The organism is Microbacterium sp. SORGH_AS_0505, assembly GCF_030818715.1.
Lineage (GTDB): Bacteria > Actinomycetota > Actinomycetes > Actinomycetales > Microbacteriaceae > Microbacterium.
This window is the reverse complement of record NZ_JAUTAT010000001.1, coordinates 1828348-1851448: the sequence shown is the minus strand read 5'-3', so window position 1 is coordinate 1851448 and position 23101 is coordinate 1828348. Positions and strand designations below refer to the sequence as shown.

Below are 23101 nucleotides of genomic sequence, written 5' to 3'. Positions count from 1 at the left end.
CATGGACGTCCTGACACTTCTCGGCGAAGGATTCGCCGGCGCCCTCACCCCCGCGAACCTGCTGTGGGTCCTGATCGGATGCCTCCTCGGCACCGCCGTCGGAGTCCTCCCCGGCCTCGGGTCGTCCATGGCGGTCGCTTTGCTGCTTCCGATCACCTTCTCGCTCGACCCGACCGCGGCGTTCATCATGTTCGCGGGCGTCTACTTCGGCGGCCTGTTCGGCGATTCGACGATGGGCATCCTCATGAACACGCCGGGGCAGGCATCCGCCATCGCCTCGACGTTCGAGGGGCACAAGATGGCGCTCAACGGCCGCGCCGCCCAGGCCCTCGCCACGGCCGCCATCGGCGCCTTCATCGGAGGAATGGTCGCCTCGATCGTCGTCGTGTTCGTCGCCCCGGCCCTCGCCGACTTCTCGAGTCGGTTCGGTCCGGCCGAGTTCTTCGCCCTCGCCGTCTTCGCCTTCGCGGCGACGTCGTCGGTCGTCGCCGACAGCGCGATCAAGGGTCTGACGTCGCTGTTCATTGGTCTCGGGATCGCCGTCATCGGCATCGACGGCGTCTCTGGCGCACCGCGGTTCACGCTCGACTCGCCGAACCTGTTCGACGGCATCTCGCTCGTGACGGTCACGGTCGCCATCCTCGCCCTCGGCGAGGTCATCTACGTCGCCTGCCTCGAGCGGCACATGAAGGACAAGGCGCTCATCAAGCCCACGGGTCGCCCGTGGCTGAGCCGCCGAGAGCTGAGGGAGGCGGCGCCCGCCTGGCTGCGCGGCACCGCCATCGGCCTTCCGTTCGGCGTGGTCCCCGCGGGCGGGTCGGAGATCCCGACGTTCCTGGCCTACGGCCTAGAGAAGCGCCTCGACAAGCGGCGCAAGAACCCCATGTTCGGCAAGGGAGCCATCCGCGGTCTCGCCGCCCCCGAGGCGGCCGGCAACTCGACCACCGGCATGGCGATGGGCGCTCTCCTCGCCCTCGGCCTCCCGATCTCGGCGACCGCCGCGATCATGCTCGCCGCCTTCCGCCAGTACGGTCTGCAGCCCGGCCCCCTGCTGTTCGACCGCGCCCCCGACCTCGTCTGGGCGCTGCTGGCGAGCTTCTTCATCGCGATGGTCGTCCTCCTCATCCTGAACCTGCCGTTCGCGATGCTGTGGGCGAAGCTCCTGCTGATCCCGCGCCCGTACCTGTACGCCGGCATCACGCTCTTCTGCGGGCTCGGAATCTATGCCACATCGGGGTCGACCTTCGACCTGGTGATGCTGCTGGCCATCGGACTGCTGGGCTTCCTGATGCGAGCGCTCGACTTCCCGCTCGCCCCGCTCATCATCGGGATGGTCCTCGGCCCGCTGGCCGAGACGAGCCTGCGGGATGCCGCGATGAGCACCAACGGCGACTTCACCGTCCTCGTGCACGGACCCATCACGATCACCCTGTACGCGTTGCTCGCGGCGGTGCTGGTGTTCTCGATCCGAAGCAAAGTCGTGGCACGGAGGCGCGCGAAGTCCGCAGACAAGGAGCTCGTGGGCGCCTGACCCGAACGCGACGAAGGCCCCGGTGCGTGTGCGCCGGGGCCTTCGCCATGCGATCGTCAGGGGGTCGGCATCCCGCCGTTGACGTTCAGCGTCTCGCCCAGGACGTAGCTCGACTCGGCGGAGGCGAGGAACACGTAGGCGGGCGCGAGCTCGGCGGGCTGGCCCATGCGTCCGAGCGGGGTCTCCTCGCCGAACGACTCGATCTTCTCCTGGGGCTGACCGTCCGACACCTGTAGCGGTGTCCAGATGGGGCCCGGTGCGACCGCGTTGACCCGGATGCCCTTCGGTGCCAGCTGCTGCGCGAGCGCCTTCGTGAAGGCGTTGATCGTCGCCTTGGTCGAGGCGTAGTCGACGAGGGTCTCGGACGGCGAGTACGCCTGGATCGACGTCGTGTTGATGATCGTCGCGCCCGCGGGCAGGTGCGGCAGTGCCGCCTTGGTGATCCAGAACATCGCGTCGACGTTCGTCGTGAACGTGTCGTCGAACTGCTGGTCGTCGAGCGTCGTCAGATCCTTGTTGAAGATCTGCTTCCCGCCGTTGTTGACGACGATGTCGAGACCGCCGAGCGCCTCGACAGTCTTCGAGACGAGCTCGACGCAGTAGTCCTTCTGCCTCAGGTCGCCCGGGAAGGTGAGGACAGTCGCGCCGGCCTCACGGAGGATGTCTGCGATGCGCTGCGCGTCCTCCTCCTCCTCCGGAAGATACGACAACGCGACGTCGGCGCCCTCGCGGGCGAAGGCGATCGCGGTCGCCGCTCCGATACCGGAGTCGCCGCCCGTGATGAGGGCCTTCCGACCCGTCAGCCGGCCGGAGCCACGGTAGGTGTCCTCGCCGAGATCGGCCTTCGGGGCGAGATCGGCGTCGAGGCCGGGCTCGCTCTGGTAGCCCTTCTGAGGCTGGATCTCCGAGTAGAGCTCCACCGGGTTCGTGAACGTGTACTGGTCGCGTGCCATCGTGCTCTCCTTCTTCGTGGTGGTGTGGGGTTCGTCAGCGGCTGTCGGCGTCGTCGCCGACCAGCTCGCGGATGGTGAGCGCTGCTCGGATGAGGGCGAGGTGGCTGAGGGCCTGCGGCAGGTTGCCGAGGAACGCGCCGTCTTCGGGGTCGATCATCTCGGCGTACATGCCGACGTCGTTCCCGGCGGCGACGAGCTCGTTCATCGCCGCGAGGCCCTCGTCGTGGCGTCCGACGCACACGAGCGCGGCGGCACGCCAGAAGCTGCAGGCGACGAACGTCGCCTCCTCGTCGCGCATGCCGGTGTAACGGAACAGGTGCGGCCCCTCGCCGAGCTCTCCCGTCAGCGCGTCGATCGTGCGCGACATCCGCTCGCCGCGGTCGAACCCGCTCAGCGAGTGCAGCAGGACCGACGCGTCGAGGTCGCGGCTGCCCTGTGCCATGACGTACGCGCCGCGGGACTCCGACCAGCCGTGCTCGTCGACCCAGGTGCGGACGAGCGCCGCTTCGGCAGCCCATCGCTCGCTGCTGCCCGAGATCTGGCCGAGCTCGGCGAGAGCGACGGCGTCGTTGAGCGCCTGCCAGCACCCCATCTTCGACGAGGTGTAGTGCCGCTCCTCGGGGAGCTCCCACATGCCCGAATCGGGGTTCCGCCACGAATCGCACACCTTGTCGGCGTACATCGAGAGCATCCGCCCCGTCTCGACGTCGAGGGCGTTCCCGGCTTGGACGTACGCGCGGCAGATCGCGAACAGGTCGCCGTAGACGCCGAGCTGGACCTGCTCCCGGGCGGGGTTGCCGGTCACGACCGGACCGACGCCGCGCCAGCCGGGGACGTCGTAGGTCGTGACGTGTCCGTCGAGCTCGCCGTCGAGGGTGTACATGACGTGCAGTTCCGGGCCGTGCCGGCGGATCGTCCGCAGCAGCCACGAGATCGCCGCGTGGGTCTCCTCCCGCAGGCCGAAGCCGATGAGCGCGTCGACCGTGTAGGCGAGGTCGCGCACCCACGCGAGCCGGTAGTCCCAGTTCTTGCCGCCGGTCAGGTCCTCCGGCAGAGACGTGGTGGCCGCCGCGGCGATCGCACCCGTCGGGCTGTGGATCAGCATCTTGAGCATGAGCGCGCTGCGCTGAACGTCGTTCGCCCAGGGGCCGTCGTACGAGAACTCCCGGGACCACGCGCGCCACGCCTCGATCGTGCGATCGATGCCGCGATCGACGTTGTCGGGGTCGGGGAAGTGGATCGGCTCGTCGTGCGTGCCGACGACGATCAGCAGATGCCGGCTCCCCTGCGAGGTCGTGAAGCCGCCTGCGAGCCCCGTCGCGATGCCGTCCGACGAGGCGGCGGGCTCCGGGCCGTAGTCCCGCCCCGTGACCCCGATCGTCGTGAGTCCGGAACGGAGGATGCTGCGCTCGTTCGCGCGGTCGTGCCAGGGCGCGGCGGTCTTCAGCGACGTCCCCGGCTGCACCCGCCAACGGAAGGCGACCTCGCCGTCGACGCCGTCCACCCGCCGCGCGAGTTCGGCCCAAGGAAGCCGCCCCGCGACGCCCGTCACGAGCGCGTCGGTCACGGTCGCCTTGCCCGACGCCGTCATGAACGTCGTGACGAGCACGTTCGTGCGAGGCAGGTATCGCCGACGCACCTCGTACTCCTCCACCGGCTCGAGCTCGATGCAGCCGCCCGCGTCGTCGTCGAGCAGCCGCCCGAAGATCGGCAGGTCGTCGATGCCGGGGATCGGCATCCAGTCGATCTGGCCACGCAGCCCGATCAGCGCGATCGTGCGCCCGTCGCCGATCGGCGCATAGCTGCGCAGATCCTGACCGGGGCCGATGTCGTCGAGGTGAGGCACACGTCAACTCTCGCCGGGGCTGCGAGTGATGGGATGCCGGTTGACACCCCGCCGTCGATGTGTGACGAGGTGGAGTGCCTCAGGCGGCCACGTCGGCGCGCTCTGCGAGTCCGTCGATCGCGCCTCGATAGGCATCGAGCATCCGCCCCGACCCGACCCGGTGACGCGCGGCCAACGCGGCGGCACGGTAGTCCGGCCGGCGCGCGACGACCTTCGCCCATGCGCCCGCGATGGCGTCGGCGTCGTGCGGGGTGACGAGTCCGATCCCCGACACGACCTGCGCCGCGTCGCCGACGGCGGTCGTCACCGGCGTCGCTCCGCATGCCGCGCCCTCGATGAGGCACAGCGGCGACGCCTCGCCGAACGCGCTCGTGAGCGCGACGATGTCGGCGCTGCGGTAGACGCGCGGCATGTCGTCACGGATCCCGAGTCGGTGGATGCGATCGGCGGGTGCCCCCGCCTCGGTGATCGCGGCGGTCAGCGCGATGTTGTCGGCCGTCATCCCGGCGCCGCACATGACGTACTGCGCGCGGGCGTCCCGCCGCGCATGCGATGCGACGGCGCGGAGGAAGAGCCCGGGATCCTTCATCGCATCGAAACGGGCCGCGAAGACGACGACCGGAGCGGCCCCGGCGATGCCGAGCTGGGTGCGCAGCGGCATCCGCTCGTACGGCTTGGGGCGGTAGCGCGCGAGGTCGACCCCGTTCGGGATCACGAATCGGTCGACGGCGGGCGTGAGAAACCGCGCGTAGGCGTCGCTGGTCGATTCGGCGCACGAGATGGTCGACGTGAGACGACCGGATGCCGCCAGCTCCCCCAGCCAGCGAACCGCGGCGCCCGAGTGCGTCGGGTCCGACCGGTGCAGGCACGCGGCGATGGGCACGTCGGGCAGCAGGCCTCGCGCGTCGAGCGCGAGCAGGAGCCCGAGGGGCTGTTCCTTCAGCGTGAGGATCAGATCGGCGCGGGCGACGGCGTCCGCGGCGATCTCGAGCTCCGCCGCCGTGAAGCTCTCCGGCGCGGGGGCGACCACTCCCGCTTCGCGTCCGAGGTCGGACACCTCGATGCCCGCCTCGCGCAGCCACCGGTACCGCGGGTCGTCGGTCATCGGTTGCAGGGCGCCCTCGCGGCGTGCCTGCGAGGCGATCGACAGCACGGAATGCTCGTGCGCCCCGTCGACGTGGAGTCCCGTGATGACGTTCGTGTGCAGCACGCGGGCACCGCCGGCGAACAGGCCTTCGTAGAGCGAGAGGATGCGGGGACGACTCATTCACCCATGGTCGGGCGGCGAGGCCCGAGGGCGATGAACCCCAGGTGACCATCGCGTGAAGATCAGCGCGCGGTCGTCACCGCGGTCCACGCCGCGTCGGAGAACACCGTCACCCACGCCGCGAAGACGACGAGACCGAGCAGGGTCGCGGCCAGCCAGCCCCAGAGCGGAGCGAGCCCCCGGCCCGTGCGCCGACGCACGACGACCGAGCGTCCGACGACGTAGACGCCCAGCGTGGCCACGAAGGCGAGCGCCGCCCAGCCCCACGCGAACGGCGCGTCGATCCCGCGCCGACGGAGCGCCCGGCGGTCGAGCCAGGCGAACAGGACGGCGATCGCGACGAGCACCAGATCCACGGCGACGAGGAGAACGAGCCCCGCCGCGATGCCGCCCGAGGGCGTGAGTCCGTCGATCCGGGCGAGGGATGCCGCGTCGAAGAACACCCCCGAGTACAGCGGAAGGACGGACGCCAGGATCGCCAACCAGATCCACACCGTGCCCGGGCGCAGCCGCGAGGCCGGCGCGGGCGCGTGTGCCTGCGGAGCCGGCGCGGGAGCCGGAGTCGCAGCCGCGTTCTGCGGCGCGACCGTGTCCGTGGCCCAGTCGGTACCGTCCCACCAGCGCAGCTGACCGGGCTCGCCCGGATCGGCGTACCACCCGGCGGGTGCCTGACGGGTCACGGGGTTCCGTCGTGATCGTCAGCCGACTCGGCGAGCTCAGCTCCGGCGTGGGCGAGCTCGGCGAGAGCGGATTCACTCGGCGCGGATGCGACACCGGCGATCAGGTCGGTGAGGATGCGGACGCGACGCCCGTGCGCGATGGCGTCGAGAGCCGACGCGCGCACGCAGTGATCCGTGGCGATGCCGGTGACGTCGACCTCGACGACCCCGTGCGCCGTGAGGATGTCGGCGACCGTCTCACCGGCATCCGTCACCCCTTCGAACAGGGAGTACGCGGGGATCCCCTGCCCCTTCTTCACGTGATGGGTGACAGAGCTCGTGTCGAGGCCCGGGTCGTAGTCGGCCCCAGAGGTACCGGCGACGCAGTGCACCGGCCAGGAGTCGACGAAGTCCGGCGTGGCCGAGAAGTGGCCGCCGTTGTCGCCCTCGCCGTCGTGCCAGTCGCGCGAGGCGACGATCACGTCGTAGTCGGCGGCGTGGGCGTGCAGGTGCGCGGTGACCGCCGTGGCGACCGCGTCACCTCCGTCGACGCCCAGGGCGCCACCCTCCGTGAAATCGTTCTGCACATCGACGATGAACAGCGCTCGAGTCATGAGTCGAGAGTACGACGGGTGGGCCGCTGGTGCGCGCAGCCGGCGCGACTACCCTGACGGAATGGCCTCCCCCGACCGCTCCGCTCCCCCCACCGGCCAGATCCTCGCGGCGTTCGGCATCGACGTCGTCCTCGTGGTGATCTTCGCGGCGATCGGACGGGCGAGTCACGACGAAGCGCCGATCGCGGGGCTCGCGACGACGGCCGGCCCCTTCGTGGCCGCGCTCGTCCTCGGCTGGCTGCTCTCGCTCGCGTGGCGGGCGCCGCGGGCGGTCGTCCGTACCGGCATCCCCGTCTGGATCGTGACGGTCGCGGGCGGGATGATCCTCCGCGCCGTGACCGGTCAGGGCGTGCAGGTCGCCTTCGTCATCGTCGCGGCGTCCGTCCTGCTCCTGATGCTCGTGGGGTGGCGCGTCGTTGCGGCGCTCGTCGCACGGCGGCGCTCCCGCTGATCAGTCGTCGACGCGCGAGAGCTTCGAGGGCCACCAGATCTTCTTGCCGATGTCGTAGGCGAGCGCGGGCACGAGGAGCGACCGCACGATGAATGTGTCGAGCAGGACGCCGAACGCGACGATGAAGGCGAGCTGCACCAGGAACAGGATCTGGATGACCCCGAGCGCCGCGAACGTGGCCGCGAGCACGAGACCCGCCGAGGTGATCACCCCGCCCGTCGCGACGAGGCCGCGGAGGATGCCGCGCCGCGTGCCGTGATGGATCGACTCCTCCCGCACACGCGACATGAGGAAGATGTTGTAGTCGATGCCGAGCGCGACGAGGAACACGAAACCGTAGAGCGGTACCGCGGGGTCGCCGCCGGGGAAGCCGAACACCTCGTTGAAGACGAGGGCGCTGACGCCGAGCGCCGCCGCGAACGACACGATCACACTGACGATCAACAGCACCGGAGCGAGGATCGACCGGAGCAGCAGCATCAGGATCAGCAGGACGACCACGAGGATCACCGGGATGATGACCGTCCGGTCGCGGATGGACGTGTCGTTGGTGTCGAGGTCCACCGCGGTCGTGCCACCCACGACGGCGTCGAGCGTCGTGCCCGAGACCGCCGCGCGCAGGTCGCGGACCGTGTCCTCGGCGGCGAGGGAATCGGCGGCGTCGGACAGGGTCGCGACGAGCATGACGTCACCGCCGTCGACCGTCGGCGCCGGTGCGGGAGTGCCGGGAGGGCCCTGCGCGGTGAGGACCAGCGCGCCGCCCTCGACGGCGGCGTCCGCCTGACCGGCCGGCGCGTCGGCCGAGACGATGGCCACCGAATCGATACCCGCCTGGTCCGCGACCAGGTCCACGGCGTCGGGCGCCTCGCCCTCCGGGACGATCACGTACAGCGGGCTTCCGGACCCGGCGGGGAAGTGCTCGGCGAGCACGGCCTGCCCGTCGCGCGCCTGCGACGCACCGAGGACGAGCTCGCTCGCGGGAACGCCGTCGGCCTTCAACTGCGTGACACCGACGGATGCCGCCAGCAGCACCACCGTCGAGAGGATCCAGACGATCCGCGCGCGGCGCGCGACGAAACGCGCGAGCTTCGCCCACATGCCGCGTGTCGGCTGCGTCAGGTCGGCGGGGAGCTCGGTCATGCCGGTCGTGGGGATGAACGGCCAGAACGCCGCCCGCCCGACGAGGGCGAGGAGGGCCGGGAGGAAGGTGAGCGCCGACAGCATCGCGAACGCGATGCCGATCGAGGCGATGGGGCCGAGCGCGCGATTGCTCGCCAGGTCACTGAGCAGCAGGCACAGCAGACCTGCGATGACGGTTCCGCCCGACGCGAGGATCGGTTCGACCGCGCCCTTCCAGGCGGTGGTCGCGGCATCCCATCTCTTCCGCCCCGCTCCGATCGCCTCGCGGAACCGGGCGACGTACAAGAGGGCGTAGTCGGTGGCGGCACCGATCACGAGGATGAAGAGAATGCCCTGCACCTGTCCGTTGAGGACGAGGATCTCCGCCTTGGCGAGCCACCAGACGCTCAGAAGCGCGACGCACAGGGCGAACACCGAGGTCAACAGGACGAGGATCGGCAGGAGCGGCGACCGGTAGACGATCACGAGGATGACGAACACGGCGCCGAGCGCGACGAGCAGCAGGAGACCGTCGATGCCGGTGAACCCGGTCGCGAGGTCCGCCGTGAAGCCCGCGGGACCGGTCACCCACGCGCTCAGCCCGCCGGGCGCGTCGGCGGCGACGAGGTCGCGGACTTCTCCCACGATGTCCGTCACCTCCCCCGAGGCGTCGATCGAGACCACGACCTGGGCCGCTTCGCCGTCCTCGGACGGGATCGCGGGAGACACCTCCTGCACGCCTTCCAGCTCGCCGAGCTGGTCGGCGACGGCCTGCACGCCCTCCAGCTGCGTCCGGTCGAGGGTGCCATCGGCATCGAAGACCACGAGGGCGGGAATCGCGTCACCGCCGAGGAAGTCGCCGAGTCGCTCCTGCACCTGCGTCGACTCCGCACTCTGCGGCAGGAAGCTCGACTGGTCGTTCGTCGAGACCTCGTCGACCTTGCCGAAGTACGGTCCGCCGATGGACCCGCCGGCCAGCCAGATGACGACGAGGACGAGCGGGAGCGCGATGCGCAACCGGCGGGAGGGCGTCGATGTAGGAGACATATACCTAGATTAGCTAGATATACGCTTTTTCAGCAATGCGGCCGTCAGGCCGGTGCGACGCGGACGAAGTACGCGACGAGCGAGAGTGCCGATGCGAGAAGCCCGAGGGCCGCTCCGCCGACCGCCAATCCGGTGAGAAGCCGCAGGACCGGCGGTCGGCGCGTGAATCTCATCCGGTCGTGCCAGCCGTGCCGGTACCAGATGTTCGCGGCGGGCTCGTCGGGGAGGCGGTCGCGATCCTCGTCGGCGAGAGGAGCCGAATTGACCTCGCCCTCGCTGTCGATCCAGCGCAGCGTGCGCCCGTCATCGTCGAGGTACGCCTCGGCGGGGAGCCAGCTACCGTCGGATGCCCACACGACGACGGCGACGACACCGAAGGCCGCCGCCGCGCCGAATCCGACCCACGTGAAGATCTCGAGAATCGCATCGAGGGCCTGTGTCACCCGTGTGTCCTCTGTTCTGGAGCCACCTAAGGGAATCGAACCCTTGACCTATTCATTACGAGTGAATCGCTCTGCCGTCTGAGCTAAGGTGGCGCGCTTCGCTCGCGCGTTGCACGATCATCGATCCTACAGGGTCCGGAGCCATGCTGCGAACGCGAGCCTCACGGCGCCTCGCACCGGAGGTCTCCGTCCGGCACCCTGTCGTCCTCGAAGTACGCCACGACGGCGTCGTCGATGCACGCGTTTCCCTTGTTGAAGCCCGTGTGCCCCTCCCCCACACGAGTGAGCAGGATGCCGGAGCTCAGCTGCTTCGCGAGAGCGGCAGACCACTCGTACGGGGTTGCGGGGTCGTTGGTCGTGCCGATGACGAGGATCGGGGCGGCACCCTCCGCGTGGATCTCGTTGCGAGAGCCGGTCGGCGGGTACGGCCACGCGTCGCAGAGGCTCGCGTCGGAGGACCAGTACGGCGCGAAGGTCGGCGCCTTCGCCGCCACCTCGGCGTTCGCGTCCGCCACGACATCGGCCGGGTCGGCGGGGGTAGTCCATGCAGTTGTACGCCGAGAATGCCTCAGTCGAGTTGTCGAGGTACTGCCCGTCGTACCGGTTGTAGTACCGGTCGACGAGCTCGAACATCTCGTCCGCGTCGCCTTCGAGGACCCCCGTGATGGCCGACGACAGCGATGACCAGTTGCCCTCGCTGTAGAGCGCCGAGACGATGCCGGTGACGAGGGAATCGGCTCCCAGCTTCCGTCCATCGCTCGCCGTCAGCGGGCTGGCGTCGACCGCGGCGAGTGCGTCACCCATCTGCTGCCGGGCGTTCGCCTCTGTCCCGCTGAAGGGGCAGTCCGACCCCGTGAGACAGCTGGCGAGGTAGGCGTCGAACGCCGATTGGAATCCGGCTGCCTGGCGGGCGCCGACGATCGCGCTCGGGATCGACGGGTCGAGCCCGCCGTCGAGGACGACCCGGCCGACGTTCTTCGGGAACAGGTCCGCGTAGGTCGCGCCGAGGAAAGAACCATAGGAGTACCCGAGGTAGGAGAGCTTCTCGTCGCCGAGGACGCCGCGCAGGAGATCGAGGTCGCGCGCGGCGTTCTCCGTCGTGACGTAGGGCAGCAGACCGTCACTGTTGGAGTCGCACGCACGAGCGAAGGACTCCGCCGACGACTGCTGCTCCGCCGTCCGCTCGGGCGTCCCTCGGGGCGCCGACGGGATGGCGAACAGGTACCGGTCCATCGCCGCGGCATCCAGGCATCGGACCGCCGTCGAGCGCCCGACGCCGCGCGGGTCGAAGCCCACGACGTCGTAACTGTCGAGCAACTCGTCCCCCACGGCGAAGCTCGCCGCCTGCTGCACCAGATCGACGCCGCTCGCGCCCGGGCCACCGGGATTGACGAAGAGCGACCCCTTGGCCGTGCCGCTCGACGCGAGGTGGACGATCACGGAGAGCTCGATGTCTCCCCCACCGGCATCCGACCAGTCCTTCGGGGCGGTGATCTGTGCGCACTGGTAATCGCCGTCGCCGACCCCGCGGCAGCTCTCCCAGTCGACCTTCTGGCCGTAGTACGTCTCGAAGCCGGCCGGGGCGCCCTGGGTCACCGGCGTGCGATGCGGGGCCGGCCGGTCGTCGGACGACCGCTTCGGTGTGCAGCCGGCGACCAGGGCGACGGCTACGCCGACGGCGAGGACCGCAGCAGCGGCGCGATGCCACACTCCGCGGGTCACGGGGTGCGTCCCGTCGCGACGGTGATGAGCATGCTCTCGAGCGCGAGGGCGGGTGCCGCGTTGCCCTGCAGGTTGGTGCGCGTGAGCGCGATCGCGTCGAGCACCGTCAGGGTGTGCTGCGGAGTCCACGCCGTCGCCAGGGATTCGATCTCGGCCGTCAGCTCGCGGTTGATGAGCTCGGTGTCGCGCCCGAACTGGCGCATGAGCGTGTCGCGGTACAGCGACTCGAGGTCGGTCAGCACCCGGTCGATCCCGTCGCGGAGGCTGCGCGTCGCGCGGCGCTTCTGCTCGTCCTCCAGGGCACTGACCTGGCTTCGCACGGCGGGGGGCACGGCGCTTCCCGGCGGGACGCCGAGGGTCCGCAGCAGCGCGTCGCGCTCGCTCTCATCGCGTTCGGCTGTCAGCGCCTTGGCATCCTCGGTCGCGGACTGCACGATCGTGGCCGCGATCTCGACCGCGTCGCCGACGCCGCGGACCCCGAGGACACCTCGAAGGGTCCGTTCGCGGCGTTGTCGCGACGCGGCATCCGTCGCCAGTCGCTGCGCCATGCCGATGTGGCGCTGAGCGAGCCGCGCCGACTGCTCCGCCACCCCCTCGTCGACCCCGGTCCGCTGCACGATGAGTCGCGCGACATCGGCGACGTCGGGCTCCCGCAGCCGGAGGATCCGCACGCGGGAGCGGATCGTGGGCAGAAGGTCCGCGTCGCTGGGCGCGCACAGGATCCACACGGTCTGCTCGGGCGGCTCTTCGAGCGCCTTCAGCAGGACGTTGCTCGTGCGCTCGACCATGCGGTCGGCGTCCTCCATGACCATCACCCGGTAGCGGCCGAGGGACGGCGAGAAATAGGACCGCTCGACGAGCGAGCGCGCGTCCTTGATCGAGATGATGACACCTTCGGTGCGCAGAGCCGCGAGATCGGGGTGCGTGCGGGCCATGACCTGGCGCATCGCGTTCTCGTCGCCGGGCTCGGCGATGAGCGCCGCCGCGAAGGCGTAGGCGAGGGTCGAGCGTCCCGATCCGGGCGGGCCGGTGATGAGCCACGCGTGGGCGAGCTGCGAGGGGTCGGATGCCGCGGCCCGCAACTGCGCGACGGCCTCGTCCTGGCCCCAGACCTCGCCCCACGGGAGCGCGTCGACGGTGGTGGCGGTCATGCGGTTCAGCCTACGAGGTGGCGGCGACGCTCAGGACGAGCGTGTGGACAGACGCTCGTCCACTCGCGCGCGGATCGCGTCGGCGATCACCTCGATGGGTTGCGTCGCGTCGACGACGAGGAAGCGCTCCGGCTCGGCATCCGCCAACGCGAGGAAGGCTGCGCGCACTCGTTCGTGGAACGCGCTCTTCTCGGCTTCCAGCCGGTCGAACGGCTTGTCGGCGGCATCCAACCGATCCCGAGCGGTCGCGGGGTCGACGTCGAGCAGGACGGTGACGTCAGGCAGCGCGCCCTCGGCGGCCCACAGCGACAGGTCTCGGATCTCGCCGCCGTCGAGCACGCGCCCGGCGCCCTGGTAGGCGACCGAGCTGTCGAGGTAACGGTCCTGGATGACGACCTCGCCGCGGGCGAGGGCCGGTCGCACGTGCGTGGCGACGTGGTGCGCGCGGTCCGCGGCGTACAGGAGAGCCTCGGCGCGCGGGGCGATGTCGCCGCGGTGATGCAGCACGATGTCGCGGATCAGCACACCCACCTCGGTGCCGCCGGGTTCGCGCGTGCGGACGACGCTGCGGCCCTGCTGACGGAGCCACTGCTCCAGCAGGGCCGCCTGCGTCGTCTTGCCCGACCCGTCGCCACCCTCGAGGGTGATCCAGAGCCCGGAGGTCACTTCTTCTTCGCCGCCGGCTTGCGCGCGGCGGGCTTGCGGGTCGTGCGCTTGGGCGCCGGACCCTTCGCCCGCTTGTCGGCCAGCATCTGCACGGCGACCTCGAAGGTGATGTCGTCCGCGGTCTGCCCGCGCGGGATCGTGACGTTGGTCGTCCCGTCGGTGACGTAGGCGCCGAAGCGGCCGTCCTTGATGCGGATCGGCTTGCCGCTGACCGGATCGGCCTCGAACTCCTTGAGGGAGGTGGCGGCGCGGTTGGCGTATTTGGGCTGCGAATAGATCTCGAGGGCCTGTTCGAGGGTGATGTCGAAGATCATGTCCTCGCTCGCGATGCTGCGCGAGTCGGTGCCCTTCTTGATGTAGGGACCGTACGGACCGTTCTGCGCCGTGATGACGGTGCCCGACTCGGGGTCGGCCCCCACTTCGCGCGGCAGCGACAGGAGTTTCAGCGCCGTCTCGAGATCGATGGTCTCGGGCGACATGCTCTTGAACAGCGACGCGCGCTTGGGCTTCGGCGCGACCGCCTTCTTCGCACCGCGCTTGGGCTTGACCTCTTCGGCCGGTGCCTCCTCCTCGGGGAGCACCTCTTCGAGGTACGGACCGAACCGACCGTCCTTGATGACGACGTCGCGGCCGTTGTCGGGGTTCTGTCCGAGCACGCGGTCGCCGCCGACGGGAGCATCGATGAGCTCACGCGCCTTCTCGGGGGTCAGTTCGTCGGGCGCGAGGTCCTCGGGGACGTTGATGCGTCGGGGGGTCTCGGGGTCGTCGCCCGGCACCTCGAGGTACGGTCCGTAGCGACCGAACCGCAGGACCGCGACGTCGCCGATCTTCGTCGAGTTGATCTCGCGGGCGTCGATGTCGCCGAGGTTGTCGACGATGTTGCGCAGACCCACGTGGCCCTCGGAGCCGAAGTAGAACTCGCGCAGCCAAGCGGCGCGGTTCTGCTCGCCGCGGGCGATCGCGTCGAGGTCGTCCTCGAGAGCGGCTGTGAAGTCGTAGTCGACGAGGTCGGCGAAGTGCTCCTCGAGCAGACGCACGATGCTGAAGGCGAGCCAGCTCGGCACGAGCGCCTGGCCACGCTTGGACACGTAGCCGCGGTCGAGGATCACGTCGATGATGCTCGCGAAGGTCGACGGGCGTCCGATGCCGCGCTCTTCGAGCGCCTTGACGAGCGAGGCCTCGGTGTAGCGGGGCTTCGGGCTCGTCGCGTGACCCTTCGGCTCGACATCGGTCAGCGTCAGGGCGTCTCCCACGGCGAGCGCGGGCAGCGACTGGTCGTCGGTCCGGTCGTTGTCGTGGCGCTTCTCGTCGCGCCCCTCCTCGTAGGCCTCCAGGAAGCCCTTGAAGGTGTAGACGGTGCCGGATGCCGTGAACGTCGCGGTCTTGCCGGCGGCATCCGCGTCGATCGTGACGGTCGTGGTCTCGTACTTCGCGTCTGCCATCTGGCTGGCGACGGTGCGCTTCCAGATCAGCTCGTACAGGCGCAGTTCGTCGCGGTCGAGGCCCGAGGTGACCTCCTTGGGCGTGCGGAAGTGCTCGCCCGAGGGACGGATCGCCTCGTGCGCCTCCTGCGCGTTCTTGGCGTTGTTGCGGTAGCTGCGCGGGTTCGCGGGCACGGCCTTGTCGCCGTAGAGCGCGACCGCCTGCGTGCGCGCGGCCGTGACCGCCTGCGCCGACAGCGCGGTCGAGTCGGTGCGCATATAGGTGATGTAGCCCTTCTCGTACAGCCGCTGCGCGACGCCCATGGCGTGCTTGGCGCTCATCGAGAGCTTGCGGCCGGCCTCCTGCTGGAGGGTCGAGGTCGTGAAGGGCGGCTTGGGGCTGCGCGTGCCGGGCTTGGCCTCGACGCTGACGACGGATGCCGCAGCCGACGCCTCGAGCGCTGCGGCCAGCTCGCGCGCCTGGTCCTCGGTGAGGACGACGACGGCCTTCTTCAGGGAGCCGGTGTCGTCGAAGTCGGTGCCGCGGGCAAGCGGTGCGCCGTCGAGGCGGGCGAGACGGATGGCGAAGGCATCCGATCCCTTCACCGCGGTGGAGTCGACGTCCCAGTACGAGGCGGAGACGAACGCCATGCGCTCGCGTTCGCGCTCGACGACCATGCGGGTCGCGGCGGACTGCACGCGCCCGGCGCTCGTGCCCTGGCCGACCTTGCGGCGGGTGACGTCGGAGACGTCCCACCCGTAGAGGCGGTCGAGGATGCGGCGGGTCTCCTGCGCGTCGACGAGGGCGTGGTCGAGCTCGCGGGTGTTCTTCACCGCGGCCTGGATGGCGTCCTTCGTGATCTCGTGGAAGACCATCCGCTTGACGGGGACCTTGGGCTTGAGGGTCTCGAGCAGGTGCCACGCGATGGCTTCGCCTTCGCGGTCCTCATCAGTGGCGAGGAGGAGTTCGTCCGCTCCCTTCAACGCCCGCTTGAGCTCGCTGACCGTCTTCTTGCCGCGGTCGCTCTCCACATATAGAGGGGTGAAGTCGTTCTCGATGTCGATGGAGTACTTCCCGACGGAGGTCTTCTTCAGATCCGCGGGGATGTCCTTCTTGTCGGCGAGGTCGCGGATGTGTCCGACCGAACTCATGACCTCGTATCCGTCACCCAGGTATCCCTGGATCGAGCGCATCTTCGTCGGAGACTCGACGATGACGAGCTTCTTGCCCTGTGCCACGTGGCGTCCTTTCTTCGTTGCACACCATACACACCGCGTTGTCAAGAGTGCGCTGAGAGGGGTGGCCGTCGCGACGCTCACCCCGGCGGAGGCCCCGCGCGTGCACGGGCCCTCGCGTCCCACGCACCGAAGGCGATGGAGACCTCGACGGTCGCGACCAGTCCGTCGAGGCGACACGCGCTCACCGACGCGCCGACCCGACCCGCGACCGCCGCCGCCTGATCGCACGGCTCGCCCGGCACGAGTCCCGACGCGGTGTCGGCGGCCGCAAGCGCCGCAGCATCCGCGGCACCGGATGCACGGGCCGCGGTGGATGCGGCCGCACCCGCGGTCACGAAACCGACGGCGAGGGTCGCCGTGACCACGAGGACTCCGACCGTCGTCGCCGTCCCGGCCATCAGTCGCCCTCCGGCGCGGCGAGCGCACACGATGTCGCCCGCAGGTCCGGCAGCGGCAGCGGCAGCGGAACCCCGACACCTGCCGACAGATCCGCGCAGACCAGATCTCCCTCTCGCCGAGTCTGCACCGTGGCACCCGAAGCGAGAGCGGATGCCGCGGCCTGCACCCGGTCAGGCGACTCCTCGCGTGCCGCGAGGCGCGCTGCCTGCGCCGCAGCATGTTCCAGCCGCACCTGGCGCGCACCCACCGAGAGGGCCGAGACCGCCAACACGATGACGAGGACGACGGCGGGGACCGTCACGGCGAACTCCGCCGCGACCGATCCCCGCTCGTCCCGCCTCATGAGACGGTCAGGGCGCGCCGGACGAGGTCGGTCAGGATGCCGCGCACCTCGTCCGAGCGCATGATGATCACCAGCAGCCCGGCGAAGGCGACGGCTGCCATCGTCGCGATGGCGTATTCGGCGGTCGCCGCGCCGGACTCGTCGGCGAAGAGCTCGGCCGCGCGGCGGCGGGTCAGGGTGGGCAGGTCGTGGGTCGTCATGGTTCTCCTCCAGTGGGTTGCGAACGGTGGGCACGTCGTGGGCTCACAGGGTGAGCGGGGTCGTGGTGAGGACCGAGAGCAGCATCGGCCCGACGCCGAGCAGCAGGAAGGCGGGGAGAGTGCAGACTCCGAGCGGCAGCAGCAGTCGCCCCGAGAGGGTCGCGGCGCGAAGCCGCCCCTCCGTGCGTGCCGCTTGGCGGCGGGCCGCGGCATCCGCTCGCAGCAACTCCACGGCGGGGGCACCGGCCGATCGCGACAGGGCGAGCACCGCCTCTGTTCCCGCCGACGGCCCGAGCCCGGAGGCAGCCGTCGCCACCTCGATCGCCCGCGGGATGGACACCCCTCCCGACAGCGCGATCGCGATCACCTCGGCGTCGAGCCCCGGGATCTCCTCCCCCGGCTGAGCTCGGGCGACCAAGGCGCGCGTCCACCGGTGCGTCGTCAGCATGAGGAGCCCACCCGCGACGAGACAGGCCGCGCCGACGGGAGTCGCGAGCGCGGCGAACGGATCGAACCCGAGAGCAGCGCCCAGTCCCAGCGCCACGAGCGGCAGCCATGAGATGAGCCGTGCCGTCGTCTGAGGTTCGGCGAGCGCCGTGCGCACGTCATCGCGAGCCTGGTGAGCGTCGCGAAGCGCCTCGGCCAGCCCGCGTAAGCTCATCGCGAGCGGCGCGCCCACGACCGTCGCGACCTGCCACGCGATCCCGATCTGCCGCCAGGCATCGCCGCGTTCGGAGAGAGCGGATGCCGCCGAGCCACCGGCATCCCATCGGGCGCACACGGCGATCGCTGCCGGGTCTCCCGCATCGGCGAGATGTCGCCACGCGGCATGGGGCGCGATCCCCGCCTGCAGCAGGACGGCGAGGCGCTGCACGACGGCGGCGACCTCCGCCGCGTCGGGCGACGCCGCCTCCCGCGCCGTCGTTCGGCGCATCACGAGATCGCCTCGATCCCGAGCCGGTCGTCGCGGACCACGGGGCGGGCGAGCCCGACCACGCGTCGCACGCCGTCGGATCCGCGTTCCACGTGGACGACGGCGCCGATCGCACTGGCGGTCTGACGCGCAAGAGCACGATCATCCATTCCGGCGAGAGCACCCAGAGCCTCGAGCCGCGCGGGGAGGTCCGCGAGGCCGCTCGCGTGCACCGTCCCCGCACCACCGTCGTGGCCCGTGTTCAGGGCGGCGAGGAGCTCACGGACTTCCTCGCCGCGGCACTCGCCCACCACCAGACGGTCGGGACGCATGCGCAGCGCTTCGCGGAGGAGACGACCGAGCGGGATTGCCCCCACGCCCTCCAGGTTCGCCTGCCGCGCCTCCAGTCGGACGTGGTGAGGGTGGGCGATGCGGAGCTCCGCGACGTCCTCGATCGTGACGATCCGATCCGAGACCGGGACCCGCCCCAGCAGCGCGGCCAGCAACGTCGTCTTGCCGGCGCCTGTCGCCCCGGTCACCAGGACGTTGGTGCGCCGGTCGACAAGTCTCTCCAGCCGCGCACCCGTCGCCGCGTCGAACGCGCCGCGCCGACCGAGATCGTCGAGATCCGGCATCCCGGTTCCCGGCAACCGGATGGAGATCGTCGCCCCCGTGCAGGAGATCGGCGGCAGAACCGCGTGAACGCGGGCCCCGTGCTCCCACCTGACATCTGCGCAGGGAGTCGCATCGTCGAGGTGGCGCCCGCCGAGCGCGATGAGGCCGACCGCGAGGTCACGAACCGCGTGCTCGTCGAGTTCCCAGTCCGGGACGCGCTCCGTTCCTCGTCCGCGGTCGATGTAGAGACCGTCGCAGCCATTGACGAAGACGTCCGTGACATCCGGGTCCGCCAGGTACCGCCGGAGCGGCGCGACCACGGGATGCCCCGGCACCGGTCGCGGCTCTGCGGCGGCGCCGACACCTCGACGAACGACGATGAACGGATGCGGCATGCCCGAGACGCTAGGCAGCCCCACCCGATGGTGAGTCTCCGATGCCGACGCCCGTGTACGACGAGCGGCCGAGCGCATGTGTGCAGAAGACGGCGGCGAGCACGAACCCGGGAAAGAGAGAAGGGCGGCACCCAGTGGGGGGAAAGGGTGCCGCCCACGCGATCGCGCATCAGGGGGGATCAGTGCGATCGCGAAGCCGAATCGATGTTCGGGCGGTAACTATCTTACGCTCCTCGCGCCCACGGCTGCGCTTTCCACCCTATGAATCCGCCCTCACCCACTAACGGCGGTAGTCGGGCGTCCGCGACGAAAACTAGAGTGACCGCATCGCCGCACGGGGCCACGACGGCCGGGACGCAAAGGAGCGCCGCATGAGCAGCCAGATCGACCACCTCCTCACCGAGACCCGACGCTTCGCGCCGTCCACGGAGTTCGCCGCGCAGGCCAACGGGCGCGCCGACCTCTACGACGCCGCCGCCGCCGATCGGGAGACGTTCTGGGCCGAGCAGGCGCGCGCCCTCCACTGGGCGAAGCACTTCACGAAGACCCTGGACTGGTCGAACCCGCCGTTCGCGACCTGGTTCGAGGACGGCGAGCTCAACGTCGCCTACAACTGCCTCGACCGTCACGTGGAAGCAGGCAACGGCGACCGCGTCGCTCTGCTGTGGGAGGGCGAGCCGGGCGACGAGCGTCGTGTCACCTATGCAGAACTCACCGACGAGGTGAAGCGCCTCGCGAATGTGCTGACAGACCTCGGCGTCGAGGCCGGCGACCGCGTCGCGATCTACCTGCCGATGATCCCCGAGGCCGTCGCATCGATGCTCGCCGTCGCGCGCATCGGCGCGATCCACTCCGTCGTCTTCGGCGGATTCTCTGCCGACAGCCTCCGCTCCCGCATCGACGACGCCGGTGCGAAGCTCGTCATCACCAGCGACGGCGGATACCGTAAGGGCAAGGCCTCCCCTCTCAAGCCCGCCGTCGACCAGGCCCTCGGTGACCGCGGACACGGCCCGCAGGAGACCGTCGAGCACGTCCTGGTGGTCAAGCGCACCGGGAACGAGGTCAGCTGGCAGGACGGTCGCGACCTCTGGTGGCACGACCTCGTGCCCGCGGCATCCCCGGATCACGCAGCTCAGCCCTTCCCTGCCGAGAACCCCCTCTTCATCCTCTACACGTCGGGGACGACAGGGAAGCCGAAGGGCATCCTCCACACGAGCGGCGGGTACCTCACGCAGGCGGCGTTCACGAACAAGGTCGTCCACGACCTGCACCCCGAGAGCGACGTCTACTGGTGCACCGCAGACATCGGTTGGATCACGGGTCACACCTACGTCACCTACGGCCCGCTCGCCAACGGCGCGACCCAGGTCATCTACGAAGGCACGCCCGACACTCCCCACCCGGGCCGGTGGTGGGAGATCGTCGCGAAATACGGGGTGACGATCCTCTACACGGCGCCCACCGCCATCCGCTCGTTCATGAAGCTCGGCCGCAGCATCCCCGAGCAGCACGACCTGTCGTCGCTGCGCCTGCTGGGCAGCGTCGGCGAACCCATCAACCCCGAGGCGTGGATGTGGTACCGCCACGTGATCGGCGGCGATCGGGCCCCCATCGTCGACACGTGGTGGCAGACCGAGACCGGCGCGATCATGGTGTCCGCACTCCCGGGCGTCACCGAGACGAAGCCGGGCAGCGCGCAGGTCCCCCTCCCCGGCGTGAGCCTCGACGTCGTGGACGATCAGGGCAACGAGGTCGGCAACGGCAACGGCGGGCTCCTGGTTCTGACGGAGCCGTGGCCGAGCATGCTGCGCGGCATCTGGGGCGACCCGGAGCGCTTCGCCGAGACCTACTGGGACAAGTTCGGCGAACAGGGCTTCTACTTCGCCGGCGACGGTGCCCGCCTGGACGAGGACGGCGACGTCTGGTTCCTCGGGCGCGTCGATGACGTCATGAACGTCTCGGGCCACCGCCTGTCGACGACCGAGATCGAATCGGCCCTCGTCGGGAACGAAGCCGTCGCCGAGGCGGCCGTCGTCGGTGCGTCCGACGAGACGACCGGGCAGGCGGTCGTCGCCTTCTGCGTCATCAAGGAGTCGTACATGAAGGCGAACTCCCTCGATGGCCTCGTCGATACGCTCCGCGCGTGGGTGGGCGACCAGATCGGGCCGATCGCCCGCCCACGCGACGTCTACATCGTGACCGAGCTCCCCAAGACCCGCAGCGGCAAGATCATGCGGCGACTGCTGCGCGACGTGGCGGAGGGGCGTGAGGTCGGCGACACGACGACCCTTGCCGACACGATGGTGATGTCCACCATCAAGGGTCAGGTGACGAAGAACGTCTGAGTCGGCTCAGCCCGCCGGCGTGGTGGGCACGACGTCCCAGTGCTCACGGATGAGGTTGCCGTCGACGCGGAAGATGTCGAGCGCCGTGTACGGGTCGTCGGCCTTCGCGCCCACGGCCTGGGACAGGGTCCACACCAGGTCGCCGTCGGACAGCGACACCGTCGACTCGATGGGCGGGAAAGCGGCTCCCCCGCCGAAGAGGGACTTCAGCGCCGCTGTCCCGTTCGGTGCGACCGGATTGTGCTGCAGATAGTTCGGATCGAATGCACGGTCGAGGATGCCCGCATCCTGGTCCTTGAAGAGCGTGTCGAAGGCGGCGACGGCGAAGACCCGATTCTTCTCCTCCTGCGCCTCGGTGGGCGCGGGCGAAGGCGTGGCGGGGTCGTAGAGGTCGCTGAACATCGAGTTCGTGTTGCCGCTCGCCGCCGGTCCCTGCGCGATGGGCTGTGCGAACGCCCATCGTTCGACGATCTTGCCTCTGGCGAGACGGAAGACATCGGCCGCGGCCTCCCCTGTACGCTCATCGGAGGGGTCGGCGGTGACCTGGTAGTGGACGGCGACGAGATCACCGTCGGCGGCGGTGCGCTTGATGACGGCCTGCGCCCCCGAGACGCTCTTGTGCTCAGCGGCGAATTGCGCGAGGAGACCGGCGGGTCCCGACGCGTTGTTCCCGCCGTGCACCGTCGCGTCCTTCTCGACGCTCGCGGCGGCCGCAGCGCGGGCCTCAGCTGAATCCGGGTCGGGGAATGTCGCGGAGAAGAGCCGGGTGACGACCGCAAGGTTGGCCTTCTCCGTCGCCGCATCGTCCCGGGCGACGCGTGAACCGCCCGAGGTCGTGGATGCCGCCTGGGCTGGGCTCTCGGAAGACGACGGGGCCGCAGCGGCCGGCGGTCTACCGGCGGCGCACCCGGTCAGGAGGGCGGCGCCGGCGAAGACGGCGGCCGTGCGGAAGAGAGGGGACGATGAGAAGCGAGTGCTGATCATGGGGCCAGAGTGGCGCCGAGGTCTATGCGTATCTCACCGGCGTGTTATTGGGTGCCTGAGAAGTTGCACTCGGTTCAAGAAAGCGAGAAGACGACCTCGACCTCGACCGAGCTGTCGATGGGGAGAGCCGCCACGCCGACGGCGGAGCGGGCGTGTCGCCCTGCATCGCCGAAGATCTCACCGAGCACGGTGCTCGCTCCGTTGATGACCGCCGGGTGGCCGGTGAACTCCGGGGCGGATGCCACGAATCCCGTCACCTTCACCACGCCGGTCAGCCGGTCCACGCCGCCCACCGCCGCCGCAGCCGCAGCGATCGCGTTGAGGGCGCACTGGCGCGCGAGCGAGGCGGCCTCGTCCGCGGAGACGTACCCTTCGCCGTCGCCGACCTTGCCCGTGGCCGGCATCGCGCCGTCGACCATGGGGAGCTGACCCGAGGTGTAGACCAGATCGCCGTGCACCTTCGCAGGGATGTAGGCGGCCAGTGGCGGGACGACGGCGCCCAATTCGATGCCGAGCTCGGCCAGCCGGGCCGTGACCGACATCAGCCCTGTCCGAACTGACGAGCGGCGACGGCCGCGGCATCCAGCCCGGCGTTCGCCGAACCCTCGCCCCCCGACGGACGCTTGAAGTAGCCGACGAGGCCACCCTCGGGACCCGTCACCACCTGCACCAGCTCCCACCCCTGCTTGCCCCAGTTGTTGAGGATCGCGGCGGTGTTGTGGATCAGCAGCGGGGTGGTCATGTACTCCCACGTGGTCATTTCGAGTCTCCCGGAGGT

At 70.2% G+C, this 23101-nt stretch carries 22 protein-coding genes, 1 tRNA gene and 1 pseudogene; 3 read left to right on the top strand and 21 right to left on the bottom strand.

What is annotated here, in order from left to right; translation table 11 throughout:
* Nucleotide 1 precedes the first annotated feature (1 nt).
* Complete coding sequence (locus QE428_RS09065) at nt 2-1531, top strand: tripartite tricarboxylate transporter permease (RefSeq protein WP_307468313.1); 1530 nt, start codon at nt 2-4, stop codon at nt 1529-1531.
* 56 nt (nt 1532-1587) lie between these two features.
* Here the strand turns inward: QE428_RS09065 and QE428_RS09060 are convergent, their stop codons facing one another.
* From QE428_RS09060 to QE428_RS09040, 5 genes are all read right to left on the bottom strand, one after another.
* Nucleotides 1588-2484 carry an SDR family oxidoreductase gene (locus tag QE428_RS09060; protein WP_307468310.1) on the bottom strand — a complete coding sequence of 299 codons (897 nt, stop codon included), beginning with the start codon at nt 2482-2484 and terminating at the stop codon, nt 1588-1590.
* Between the two features lie 34 nt (nt 2485-2518).
* The gene (locus QE428_RS09055; protein WP_307468307.1) at nt 2519-4330 is read right to left on the bottom strand and encodes a glycoside hydrolase family 15 protein; all 1812 of its coding nucleotides are present in this window, start codon (nt 4328-4330) and stop codon (nt 2519-2521) included.
* A 79-nt stretch (nt 4331-4409) separates the two neighbouring features.
* Nucleotides 4410-5597 (bottom strand): glycosyltransferase, encoded by a 1188-nt coding sequence (locus tag QE428_RS09050; RefSeq protein WP_307468305.1) that lies wholly within the window; start codon nt 5595-5597, stop codon nt 4410-4412.
* Nucleotides 5598-5659: 62 nt separating this feature from the next.
* Entirely contained in the window at nt 5660-6277 is a 618-nt protein-coding gene (locus tag QE428_RS09045; RefSeq protein ID WP_307468303.1) for a DUF2510 domain-containing protein, read from the bottom strand.
* Complete coding sequence (locus QE428_RS09040; protein ID WP_307468300.1) at nt 6274-6870, bottom strand: isochorismatase family protein; 597 nt, start codon at nt 6868-6870, stop codon at nt 6274-6276. The genes QE428_RS09045 and QE428_RS09040 overlap by 4 nt, the downstream gene beginning before the upstream one ends.
* 61 nt (nt 6871-6931) lie before the next feature.
* On the opposite strand from QE428_RS09040, the gene QE428_RS09035 reads away from it, so the two are divergent.
* A complete protein-coding gene (locus QE428_RS09035; protein WP_307468296.1) occupies nt 6932-7321 on the top strand; it encodes a DUF3054 domain-containing protein in 390 nt (129 codons plus the stop codon).
* Here the strand turns inward: QE428_RS09035 and QE428_RS09030 are convergent, their stop codons facing one another.
* From QE428_RS09030 to QE428_RS08970, 13 genes and pseudogenes are all read right to left on the bottom strand, one after another.
* Entirely contained in the window at nt 7322-9487 is a 2166-nt protein-coding gene (locus tag QE428_RS09030) for an MMPL family transporter (RefSeq protein ID WP_307468293.1), read from the bottom strand.
* Nucleotides 9488-9531: 44 nt separating this feature from the next.
* Nucleotides 9532-9930, bottom strand: a complete 399-nt coding sequence (locus tag QE428_RS09025; RefSeq protein WP_307468291.1) for a hypothetical protein — start codon at nt 9928-9930, stop codon at nt 9532-9534.
* 17 nt (nt 9931-9947) lie between these two features.
* Nucleotides 9948-10023 (bottom strand) — tRNA-Thr (locus tag QE428_RS09020).
* Between the two features lie 68 nt (nt 10024-10091).
* On the bottom strand, nt 10092-10685 hold the full coding sequence (locus QE428_RS09015) for an alpha/beta hydrolase (RefSeq protein ID WP_307470704.1): 594 nt from the start codon (nt 10683-10685) through the stop codon (nt 10092-10094).
* A gap of 16 nt (nt 10686-10701) precedes the next feature.
* Nucleotides 10702-11283, bottom strand: a pseudogene (locus QE428_RS09010) (alpha/beta fold hydrolase); the annotation flags it as partial.
* A 365-nt stretch (nt 11284-11648) separates the two neighbouring features.
* Nucleotides 11649-12803: a DNA polymerase III subunit delta' gene (locus QE428_RS09005; protein WP_133398373.1), complete on the bottom strand. Its 1155-nt coding sequence runs from the start codon at nt 12801-12803 to the stop codon at nt 11649-11651.
* A 30-nt stretch (nt 12804-12833) separates the two neighbouring features.
* A complete protein-coding gene (gene tmk, locus QE428_RS09000; RefSeq protein WP_307468287.1) occupies nt 12834-13469 on the bottom strand; it encodes a dTMP kinase in 636 nt (211 codons plus the stop codon).
* The gene (topA, locus tag QE428_RS08995) at nt 13466-16129 is read right to left on the bottom strand and encodes a type I DNA topoisomerase (RefSeq protein ID WP_307468284.1); all 2664 of its coding nucleotides are present in this window, start codon (nt 16127-16129) and stop codon (nt 13466-13468) included. The genes tmk and topA overlap by 4 nt, the downstream gene beginning before the upstream one ends.
* Nucleotides 16130-16206: 77 nt before the next feature.
* Entirely contained in the window at nt 16207-16527 is a 321-nt protein-coding gene (locus QE428_RS08990) for an Rv3654c family TadE-like protein (protein WP_133398376.1), read from the bottom strand.
* Nucleotides 16527-16871 (bottom strand): TadE family type IV pilus minor pilin, encoded by a 345-nt coding sequence (locus QE428_RS08985; RefSeq protein ID WP_307468280.1) that lies wholly within the window; start codon nt 16869-16871, stop codon nt 16527-16529. Before QE428_RS08985 ends, QE428_RS08990 begins: the two co-directional genes overlap by 1 nt.
* Nucleotides 16868-17071 (bottom strand): DUF4244 domain-containing protein, encoded by a 204-nt coding sequence (locus tag QE428_RS08980; protein ID WP_307468277.1) that lies wholly within the window; start codon nt 17069-17071, stop codon nt 16868-16870. The genes QE428_RS08985 and QE428_RS08980 overlap by 4 nt, the downstream gene beginning before the upstream one ends.
* Nucleotides 17072-17114: 43 nt before the next feature.
* Complete coding sequence (locus QE428_RS08975) at nt 17115-18005, bottom strand: type II secretion system F family protein (protein WP_307468274.1); 891 nt, start codon at nt 18003-18005, stop codon at nt 17115-17117.
* The gene (locus QE428_RS08970; RefSeq protein ID WP_231916544.1) at nt 18005-18994 is read right to left on the bottom strand and encodes a TadA family conjugal transfer-associated ATPase; all 990 of its coding nucleotides are present in this window, start codon (nt 18992-18994) and stop codon (nt 18005-18007) included. Before QE428_RS08970 ends, QE428_RS08975 begins: the two co-directional genes overlap by 1 nt.
* A 371-nt stretch (nt 18995-19365) precedes the next feature.
* Between QE428_RS08970 and acs the strand changes: the two genes are divergently transcribed.
* Nucleotides 19366-21339 (top strand): acetate--CoA ligase, encoded by a 1974-nt coding sequence (gene acs / locus QE428_RS08965; RefSeq protein WP_091352041.1) that lies wholly within the window; start codon nt 19366-19368, stop codon nt 21337-21339.
* Nucleotides 21340-21345: 6 nt separating this feature from the next.
* Here the strand turns inward: acs and QE428_RS08960 are convergent, their stop codons facing one another.
* From QE428_RS08960 to QE428_RS08950, 3 genes are all read right to left on the bottom strand, one after another.
* Nucleotides 21346-22323 carry a nuclear transport factor 2 family protein gene (locus tag QE428_RS08960; RefSeq protein WP_307468270.1) on the bottom strand — a complete coding sequence of 326 codons (978 nt, stop codon included), beginning with the start codon at nt 22321-22323 and terminating at the stop codon, nt 21346-21348.
* Nucleotides 22324-22397: 74 nt separating this feature from the next.
* Entirely contained in the window at nt 22398-22865 is a 468-nt protein-coding gene (locus QE428_RS08955) for a RidA family protein (RefSeq protein ID WP_091352038.1), read from the bottom strand.
* The gene (locus QE428_RS08950; RefSeq protein ID WP_065571304.1) at nt 22865-23083 is read right to left on the bottom strand and encodes a DUF4177 domain-containing protein; all 219 of its coding nucleotides are present in this window, start codon (nt 23081-23083) and stop codon (nt 22865-22867) included. The genes QE428_RS08955 and QE428_RS08950 overlap by 1 nt, the downstream gene beginning before the upstream one ends.
* Nucleotides 23084-23101 lie beyond the last annotated feature (18 nt).